The following is a 6,099-nucleotide window of genomic DNA, read 5'->3' on the forward strand; positions in this document are numbered from 1 at the left end:
GAGTTGAGGTCGGCGATTGGATTTTCGTTGCTTTGGGCGACGCCACTTGGTCCGCTTCGCATGAATTTCTCCAACCCGATCAAATCTAACCCGCTGGACGATGAACGTTCGTTCGATTTCACGATTTCGACTGCGTTTTGAACGTGAGGAGGTCGACGCTCACGCTTGCAATTTTTCTATTCTGCGCGCTGGCGACGCCTATGGTGGCGCAAGATACAGCACTTAATCTGCCGCCGCCGATCCTGACAATTGATCAAGACCGCTTGTTTCAGGAAACCGGATTGGGTGCGCGGTCCGCGCGTGCCATCGAGGCAGAGGTCGAAACGCTTGCAGCCGAAAATGCCCAGATTGAAAGCAGGCTGATCGAGCGCGAGCAGGACCTCACCGTGCGCCGCCCTGAATTGCCCGTCGAGGACTTCCGCGCCTTGGCAGATGCATTCGACGGGGACGTGCAGCGTCTTCGTGACGCGCAGGATGAAAAGGCGAGAGAATTAAGCAGGCTTCGGGACGCAGCACGGCAAGAGTTTTTCAACGATGTAGCAGGCATCATCTCGGATATTGTACGCGAGCGCGGAGCGCTTGTTGTTCTGGACAGACGCGACGTCTTTTTGTCCGCCGATCGCATCGACATCACGGACGAGGCCATTGCACGGGTCAATGATGCGGCAACACTCGAGTGATGTGCTTGCGGCAAAGCCGCCCACTTGGTACCACTTTTAAAAATCCGGGCAGAGGACGAAATGAATGACCGAGTCGCTCGCACGCGCTGATATCGATCTGATACAGCGCATAATTCCGCATAGATACCCGTTTCTGCTTGTTGATCGAGTTACCGATATTGATGGGACGTCCTCGGGCATCGGCATCAAAAACGTCACGATGAATGAACCACAGTTTACCGGGCACTTCCCCGGAATGCCGGTTTTCCCGGGGGTGCTGATGGTGGAAGCGATGGCCCAGACGGCTGCAGTGATTGCAGGTGTCGGTCTTGACTTGGCAGACAAGAATTTTGGCGTTTATTTTATGACGATGGACAATGTGAAGTTCCGCCGGAAAGTCATCCCAGGTGATACGCTACGGATGAAAGTTGAAACGCTTCGTAGCGGCGGCAAGGTCTGGAAATTTAAGGGGCGTGCGACGGTCGACGGCGATGTTGCTTGCGAGTGTGAGTTCACAGCAATGATGGACCTTCCAAAGTGAGGATGGATGCCAAAGCGGATGTTCATGCGTCTGCGGTGATCGAACTCGGTGCTGTGATCGAAGCGGGCGCGCGTGTCGGACCGTTTTCTGTCATTGGCGCGCAGGTGGTTTTGCGATCCGGTGTAGATGTAAAATCGCACGCTGTCGTCACAGGGATCACGGAAATCGGCGAAGACACCGTGATTTTTCCGGGCGCTGTGATCGGAGAGATACCGCAAGACCTTAAGTTTAAAGGTGAGGAAACACGGCTGATTGTCGGCAAACGCAATCGGATCCGCGAAGGTGTGACAATGAACACCGGTACTGCAGGCGGTGGCGGTGAAACACGCGTCGGGGATGATTGCCTGTTTATGACGGGGTCCCACGTGGCGCACGATACGATCGTGGGTGATCGTGTGATCGTCGCCAATCAGGGCGCGATTGCCGGGCACTGCGTGATTGGAGACGACGTCATTATCGGCGGTCTGTCGGGAGTTCACCAATGGGTCCGGGTCGGTAAGGGCGCAATTATTGGTGCGGTCACAATGGTGACGAACGATGTCATTCCGTATGGTTTGGTGCAGGGACCACGCGGGTCATTGGACGGGTTGAACTTGGTCGGCTTGAAGCGACGCGGTGTTGGTCGCGCGGATATCTCGGCGCTCAGGGCTGCGTTCCAGTCCCTTGCCAATGGCGAGGGGGCGTTTCAAGAGCGTGCGCGGCATCTCAAGGACAACGCCGAAAGCGCCTATGTTCACGAGATTCTGGACTTTATTCTTGGGTCTTCGGATCGCTCGTTCCTGACGCCGGAGCGATAGGTCGATGCTGGCGTTGATTGCCGGGCAGGGGCGGCTTCCGGCGATACTGGTCGAGCGGCTTAAGACGCGCCCCCACATAGCCTCACTCGATGGTTTTGATCCCGATGGCGTGGCGCCGGATCGGCGGTTTCGACTGGAGACACTTGGGAGCCTGATTGGTGGTCTCAAGGCGGATGGCGTGACCGAGGTCTGTTTTGTCGGAGCGATTGCGCGTCCCGAGATTGATCCCACGGCCTTGGATGCGGCAACATTACCGCTTTTGCCGCGCATTATGCCCGCGCTTCAGATGGGCGATGACGCCGCCCTGCGTGCGGTTCTTGCAATATTTGAGGAGGCCGGGATTTACATCCGCTCAGCGATAGACCTGGCGCCGAATCTTCTGCCCCCTGTGAGCGTTTTGTCAAAACGGCAGATTGAAGAACACCATCGAAAAGACGCAATGCGTGCGGCCGAGATTGCTGCAGCCTTGGGCAATCTCGATCTTGGGCAGTCATGCGTTGTGCGTAAAGGACAAGCGCTTGCACTTGAAGCCTTGCCCGGCACTGACTTCATGCTGAACACATTGGCGGGGACCACCTATGGGCCGGGCGGTTTGTTTTATAAGGCTAAAAAGCCAACGCAAGATGTGCGGATCGACCTGCCCGTAATTGGTGTCGAGACCGTCAGGGGTGCGGCAGCGGCCGGACTTGACGGGTTGGTCATTCAGGCGGGCGGGGTGATGGTGCTTGATCTTGAGGATGTGACCGCCGCGATTGACGAGGCCGGTCTGTTTCTTTGGGTGCGCGACGCATGATTACATGCGCCGTCAAAGCTGTGTGGCTTGCGCTTTTGTTGCCGCGATGAGGCTTTTTGTTTTGGCCGGTGAGCCATCTGGCGACAAACTTGGGGGCGCCCTTCTCGCGGGCTTGAAGTCCATTGTTCCAGACCTTGACGTGCGCGGGGTCGGGGGGCCGATGATGCAAGCACAGGGCATCGAAAGCGAATTCCCAATGGACGAATTGTCGGTCATGGGAATTGCTGAGGTTTTGCCAAAGTACCTGAATCTGAGAAAACGCCTGCATCAGACTGCCGACGCTGTTCTTGAATGGCAGCCTGATGCGCTTTTGACCATTGATAGTCCGGATTTCTCGCTCCGTCTTGCCAAGCTGGTAAAGGCGAAATCATCAATTTGCACGATACAATATGTTGCGCCGTCGGTTTGGGCCTGGCGGCCAAAGCGCGCCGGCAAGATGGCGGCCTATGTTGACCATGTGCTCGCTCTGCTGCCGTTTGAGCCGCCCTACATGGAATACGCAGGTATGGGATGCGATTTCGTCGGGCATCCGGTTGTTGGCGAGCCTGTGGCCACTGATGACGAAGTGCGTGCCTTTCGCGCAAGCGAGAGGATCGAGGATGCACCTTTGATCCTTGTGCTGCCGGGGTCGCGCAAAAGCGAAATCGCCCGGCTATCTGCGGTCTTCGGCGAGACGATGGAGTCCGTCTTGGCCAGCCATGCAAGCGCGCGTATCGTCGTGCCCGCGGCTTCGGCAGTTGCCGATGCGGTCAAAGGCGCGGTCGCGTCCTGGCCCGGCCAACCTATTGTTCTCGACCCTCGCGAGGGCCCTGACGCGGCTGCGCGGAAACGAGCAGCCTTCCGCGCGGCCGACGTGGCTTTGGCGGCCTCGGGCACGGTATCCCTAGAACTTGCAGCAAGCGGGACGCCGATGGTTGTGGCCTATAACATGAGTTGGCTCAGCTGGCAGATTATGTCACGCCTTGCCGCGGTCGACACGGTAACCCTCGTCAATCTGGTAAGTGGCGATAGGGTCGTGCCTGAATTTCTGGGACCAGCCTGCCGCGCGCCAGATATTGCAGCAGCGTTGTTGCTGCTTTTGACGGATTCAACGGCCCGCGGCGCGCAAAAAGCCGCGATGGACGTTACGATGGAGCGGCTTGGGCGCGACGGTGAAGGGCCGGGGCTGCGTGCGGCGAAGGCTGTCCTGGGTGTGCTTAAGGGCTAAGCGCCTAGTTACCGCGCCATATCCAGCCGCCCCCCAGCACGCGGCTTGATCCGTTTTGATAAAACACGCAAGCCTGCCCGGGCGAAACACCTTCTTCTGGCTTAAACAATTCCACCTCGGCCGACGTGTCAGATAGCGGTCGGATAGCTGCTTCTGTCGGTGGGCGCGTTGAGCGCACTTTTACCGAAACGTGCCATTCGCTTTGCGACTGAAAGGGAGTATCTCCCAGCCAGTTTATTTCACGAACTGGGATGATGCGGGTCGACAGCATCTCTTTCGGTCCGACGATCACATGATGGGCCTCGACGTCCAGTTTTACCACGTACAGCGGTTCATCTAATCCGCCTATTCCAAGTCCGCGACGTTGTCCGATTGTGTAGTGGATGACGCCCTTGTGGGTGCCAACGACGCGTCCGTCAACATGCACGATATCGCCGGGTTCGGCAGCGCCGGGGCGGAGCTTTTCGATAACGCTTGCGTAGTCGCCGTTCGGGACAAAACAGATGTCCTGACTGTCAGGTTTGTCGGCTATGCCAAGCCCGTAACGTGTAGCAAGGGCGCGTGTCTCGGCCTTGGACGTCAGATGGCCCAAGGGAAACCGTAAAAACGACAGTTGGTCCGGCTTGGTTGAAAACAGGAAATAGCTTTGGTCGCGTGCGGTATCGGCGGCCATATGCAATTCCGGCCCCTCGGGTCCAACTTTCCTTTGAATGTAGTGCCCGGTCGCCATGCAGTCGGCATCGAGATCTTTGGCGGTTTCTAGCAGATCCTTGAATTTCACCCGCTCGTTGCAACGAATGCAGGGAACCGGTGTGGCACCAGCAAGATAGCTGTCTGCAAATTCGTCGATTACTGCATCGCGAAAGATGTTTTCGTAATCGAGCACATAGTGCGGAAAGCCCATGTCCTCGGCCACGCGCCGTGCATCGTGAATGTCGATGCCTGCGCAGCACGCGCCTTTTTTAGAAAGCGCGGCACCGTGGTCATAAAGCTGAAGTGTGACGCCCACGACGTCGTAGCCCTCGCGCGCAAGTTCCGCGGCGACGACCGAACTGTCCACACCGCCCGACATTGCCACAACCACGCGTGTGTCTGCAGGGGCCTTTGGAAAGCCGAGAGAATTCAATGCGTCGCGATTATCGAGCGCCATGCCAGTCACCAATTCGAGAACAGTATTCTTTAGAAATATAGGAAAATGCGATGTAATCGCAAGGGTCGCCTTCACTTTGAGTTAAGGCCTGTTATGCAAAATGACGCTCAAACGTGCCCATGGATGGCCGCCATGTATTTTAAAGAAGCCGATGGTCCGCGCGCAGTTACGTTTCCTGATGGAAATGTCATTACCTGCGCTGATTTACCAGAACCGAACACTGGACGATAGGTCGCAAGCCACAAAGCAGCCGTCGTGCCCGCCGTTACATCCGGACTGATTAAGCGGGATGATGCGCTGGAAATGTACGAAATCTCCTCAGAAGAGTACGATGGTTGGCAATCAATGGGTGCGCGGAATGGAGTGGACGTCTTGAAAGAGACGGTTATTCAACGGATTATATACAACCTATGATTACGACTATATTTTTCTCGAGTTGAATCTGCAGGATATGGAAGGAGAGGAAGTTCTGAGGCAATGGCGCCTTTCCCGGGTCGACACGCCGATTTGTGATTCTCACAGGTTCCGACGACACGGAGAATAAAATTAGGAGTTTGGGCTTCGGTGTGGACGACTATTTGAGCAAGCTATTCCATCGCGAGGAACTTTTTGCGCGTACCCACGCAATCATCTCTCGCTCCAAGGGCGACGCGCAATCTGTGATCAAAACCGGGAAAGTATCCGTCAATCTGGACGCTAAGACTGTCGATTTCGGCGGGCGTGCGGTCCATATGACCGGCAAGGAATATCAGATGCTTGAGCCTCTTTCGTTCCGAAAGAGCGCGACGCTGACCAAATAAATGTTTCTCAACCATCTTTATGGCGCGCGGATTCAACTCGCCAGTGCAACATGCTGGTTATGGCCTAGGAATAGCTGGTTTGGCGTCTTGAAGCCAAGGCATTTTCTGGGGCGCTTATTAATTTTGCTGATGATCTTAGCCACGTCCTCATC

7 protein-coding genes and 3 pseudogenes are annotated in these 6,099 nt (G+C 56.2%); 8 read left to right on the plus strand and 2 right to left on the minus strand.

Going from position 1 to position 6,099, the window contains the following annotated elements; genetic code table 11:
• Nucleotides 1–3 precede the first annotated feature (3 nt).
• The 6 genes from AC221Y_RS18805 (at nucleotide 4) to lpxB (ending at nucleotide 3,997) form a co-directional block, all read left to right on the plus strand.
• A complete protein-coding gene (locus tag AC221Y_RS18805) occupies nucleotides 4–141 on the plus strand; it encodes a BamA/TamA family outer membrane protein (protein WP_486708024.1) in 138 nt (45 codons plus the stop codon).
• Between the two features lie 59 nt (nucleotides 142–200).
• A complete protein-coding gene (locus AC221Y_RS18810) occupies nucleotides 201–680 on the plus strand; it encodes an OmpH/Skp family outer membrane protein (RefSeq protein ID WP_299753748.1) in 480 nt (159 codons plus the stop codon).
• A gap of 64 nt (nucleotides 681–744) precedes the next feature.
• Nucleotides 745–1,200: a 3-hydroxyacyl-ACP dehydratase FabZ gene (gene fabZ, locus AC221Y_RS18815; RefSeq protein WP_299753749.1), complete on the plus strand. Its 456-nt coding sequence runs from the start codon at nucleotides 745–747 to the stop codon at nucleotides 1,198–1,200.
• Between the two features lie 2 nt (nucleotides 1,201–1,202).
• Entirely contained in the window at nucleotides 1,203–1,997 is a 795-nt protein-coding gene (lpxA, locus tag AC221Y_RS18820; protein WP_299753764.1) for an acyl-ACP--UDP-N-acetylglucosamine O-acyltransferase, read from the plus strand.
• A 4-nt stretch (nucleotides 1,998–2,001) separates the two neighbouring features.
• On the plus strand, nucleotides 2,002–2,790 hold the full coding sequence (locus AC221Y_RS18825; protein ID WP_299753750.1) for an LpxI family protein: 789 nt from the start codon (nucleotides 2,002–2,004) through the stop codon (nucleotides 2,788–2,790).
• A gap of 46 nt (nucleotides 2,791–2,836) precedes the next feature.
• A complete protein-coding gene (lpxB, locus tag AC221Y_RS18830; protein WP_486708023.1) occupies nucleotides 2,837–3,997 on the plus strand; it encodes a lipid-A-disaccharide synthase in 1,161 nt (386 codons plus the stop codon).
• A gap of 4 nt (nucleotides 3,998–4,001) precedes the next feature.
• On the opposite strand, the gene mnmA is transcribed toward lpxB, so the two are convergent.
• Nucleotides 4,002–5,147: a tRNA 2-thiouridine(34) synthase MnmA gene (gene mnmA / locus AC221Y_RS18835; protein ID WP_299753752.1), complete on the minus strand. Its 1,146-nt coding sequence runs from the start codon at nucleotides 5,145–5,147 to the stop codon at nucleotides 4,002–4,004.
• Nucleotides 5,148–5,390: 243 nt separating this feature from the next.
• On the opposite strand from mnmA, the pseudogene AC221Y_RS18840 reads away from it, so the two are divergent.
• Both AC221Y_RS18840 and AC221Y_RS18845 read left to right on the plus strand, forming a co-directional pair.
• Nucleotides 5,391–5,561: pseudogene (locus AC221Y_RS18840) on the plus strand (DUF1153 domain-containing protein); the annotation flags it as partial.
• Nucleotides 5,557–5,944, plus strand: a pseudogene (locus AC221Y_RS18845) (response regulator); the annotation flags it as partial. The pseudogenes AC221Y_RS18840 and AC221Y_RS18845, both read left to right, overlap by 5 nt.
• A 35-nt stretch (nucleotides 5,945–5,979) precedes the next feature.
• On the opposite strand, the pseudogene AC221Y_RS18850 reads toward AC221Y_RS18845, so the two are convergent.
• Nucleotides 5,980–6,099, minus strand: a pseudogene (locus AC221Y_RS18850) (IS30 family transposase); the annotation flags it as partial.

The sequence above is a fragment of the Boseongicola sp. genome (assembly GCF_057460485.1).

Bases quoted from the DNA above. Each gene is read 5' to 3' on its own strand.
- mnmA (WP_299753752.1), bottom strand. From the start codon at position 5,147: ATGGCGCTCGATAATCGCGACGCATTGAATTCTCTCGGCTTTCCAAAG.
- fabZ (WP_299753749.1), top strand. From the start codon at position 745: ATGACCGAGTCGCTCGCACGCGCTGATATCGATCTGATACAGCGCATA.
- AC221Y_RS18810 (WP_299753748.1), top strand. From the start codon at position 201: ATGGTGGCGCAAGATACAGCACTTAATCTGCCGCCGCCGATCCTGACA.
- AC221Y_RS18825 (WP_299753750.1), top strand. From the start codon at position 2,002: ATGCTGGCGTTGATTGCCGGGCAGGGGCGGCTTCCGGCGATACTGGTC.
- lpxB (WP_486708023.1), top strand. From the start codon at position 2,837: ATGAGGCTTTTTGTTTTGGCCGGTGAGCCATCTGGCGACAAACTTGGG.
- lpxA (WP_299753764.1), top strand. From the start codon at position 1,203: ATGGATGCCAAAGCGGATGTTCATGCGTCTGCGGTGATCGAACTCGGT.